General features: G+C 58.0%; 1 protein-coding gene. It reads left to right on the forward strand.

The window, feature by feature from the left end; genetic code table 11:
- The coding region (locus tag WA354_RS09775; RefSeq protein WP_472812822.1) for a carboxypeptidase-like regulatory domain-containing protein at nt 1–2,540 on the forward strand (2,540 nt) is incomplete at both ends.

Below are 2,540 nucleotides of genomic sequence, written 5' to 3' on the forward strand. Positions count from 1 at the left end.
AACATCCACACGGAACTCCCGATTGCCAAGCCTGAACTTGCCGCGATCGTCGCTACCAGGGGCATTGACTTCGATGCGTTACGGGACCCTTGGGGAAATCCATACGGCATCACCGCTGTTCCTGAAAACGCGGGCACCTTCACGCTCACCCTCCACAGTGACGGTCCCGATAAAATCTCCGCCACTGCCGACGACTTCGAGATTCCGCTCGCCAGTTGGCGCTGGTTTGCGAGGCATGAACTGGAGGTGAAACACGCGGTCACATCCTTCCACGAACGAACGGGTCGGTTTGTGCGCAACTTCGCAGACCTGCGCCGCGCGATGCAATCGGATGGCGTTGCTTTTGATCAATGGCGCGATCCCTGGGGCCAGCCGTATGCCTTCAGGTTCTCGATCGAGGGAACCCAATTTGTGGTCTCTGCATCTTCCGTCGGCGACCCAAAGTTTCAGCCCCAATATGACTTCCAGAAAGGCCCATATATCGAAGGCAGAGCCGAGATCGACTACACCACTGAATTGCGCGGACGCATCGAAGCCGCACTAGGACGCTACGCCGCATCCCACTCCTACCCCTTGAACGCCACAGAGTTCAGCGCTGCACTTCGCCTATCAGGCATACACCCATCGCAGCTCACCGACCCCTGGCACCGGAATCTCTTCGTCACATTCCGCAACCGATCCATCTACACCGACCGCGTCCAAACAGAAGCGCACGCAATCCCTAATGGCGTTCCCCAGAATCGAACCACGATTATCCCGGTCACCGCCATCTCAGACATCGTTGAACTGCATAGCCTTGGCGCAGACGGAAAGCGTGGTACCCCGGACGACTTCGTCTTCGCCACCTTTTCACGTGTCCGCTCACTTCAGGGAGCCCAAGATTCCGTTGCCAAACGCGCTTCGCACCAGACGGTTCATTCCGGACAAACGGGCGATATTGCTGGTACAGTCACCGATCAATCAGGAGCAGTAGTCCCAGGCGCAGTCATAGTGGCGATCAATCAGAAAACCAGTATGGAATTCGAAGGCAAATCAGATAACGAAGGAAGCTACCTGATTGGCCCCATGCCCGTCGGCATGTACAAGGTGCACATCCATGCTCAGGGGTTCATGGACCTCGTCTATGACCAAGTCAGCCTGATTCCACAGGCGACCGTTACGTTGGACGCGACGCTCAGGGTCGGCAACGTCAGTGAGGCTGTAGAAGTCAATGCCAGTCCAATGATGGTTAGCACCGACAGCGCTATGATTTCGACTCAACAGGTAACTGTCATGGGCCAGATGGCACCTGGTGTCATGCTCCCTGCACCTCCACCTCCGCCGACCGCATCTACACCGCGCCTTCGAGACTACTTCCCGGAGACACTCGTATGGCGTCCCGAGATCATCACAGCTCCAGACGGTACGGCAATGCTTCAATTTCCAGTTGCTGACAGCATCACCACGTGGCAGCTCTCCGCCGCCGCATCCACCGTTCAGGGCAACATCGGTTCCGGCACCGCGCAGTTCCGCAGCTTCCAGCCCTTCTTCGCTGCGTTTGATCCGCCGTCGATCCTCACGACCGGTGATGCCATCGCACTGCCGATCACCATCCGTAACTATCTGGACCATCCAGTCTCGGTTCAAAGTTCTCTCACACCCGCGCCCTGGTTCCGTCTCGATGGGCCTGCTTCGAGCACGATGCAAATCCCTTCACAGGCTTCCGCGTCCCCGATCTTCCGGTTTACTGCATTGACCCCTGTCAGTAATGGGCAGCAACAGTTCACGGCACAGGCAGGCGAGGTTGGAGATCGTATCGCACGTCCGGTCACCGTCCATCCCAACGGGGAGGAAATCGCCGTGACTGTCGCCGGAATTTTATCGCCTGGCAACAACACGCTCACCCTCACGCATCCAGCCGATACGTTGCCTGCCAGTAGCGACACAATTCTGAAGGTCTACCCAAATCTCGGAGCACATCTGCGCGAAGCTCTGGTCGCGGTTGCCGACTACCCGAACGGGTGTGCAGAGCAGACGATCTCCACGGCTTGGGCAAGCCTTCTCCTTCAGCGTTACGCCGCTGCCATCCCGCAAAAAGATGAGAAGCTTCAGCAGCAGACGCATCGCAATATTGAAGAAGCTTACGAGAATCTGCTGGCGGACCAGCTTTCCAACGGCGGATTCGCCTACTGGTCGAAAGATCGCTATGCCGACCTGGCGCTAACCGCATACGCGGTCCAGTTCCTGGCGGAAGCCCGGCACTTCATTACCATCGATGAAGGCGTCCTGAACAAGGCCGTGGCGTATCTGGCCCAGCAACAACAGCCCAAGACTCAGAGGACCGCAGGACTCTGGGTCCGGGTCGATCGGGACCACACGCCGCATCCCGAGGACAGTCGCGGCAACTCCATGCTCACTGCGTCCATTGCAGCGATGATTGCCGGTGCACCAAATTCCGAGCCGCTCCTCCAGAAGGCCCTGACCGCCATTCAACCATTCACGGATGAATACGACGAGCCCTACACTTTGGCCAGCTACGCGCTCGCGGCACTTGCCTTGAA

The organism is Occallatibacter sp. (genome assembly GCF_049802275.1).
GTDB lineage: Bacteria > Acidobacteriota > Terriglobia > Terriglobales > Acidobacteriaceae > Telmatobacter.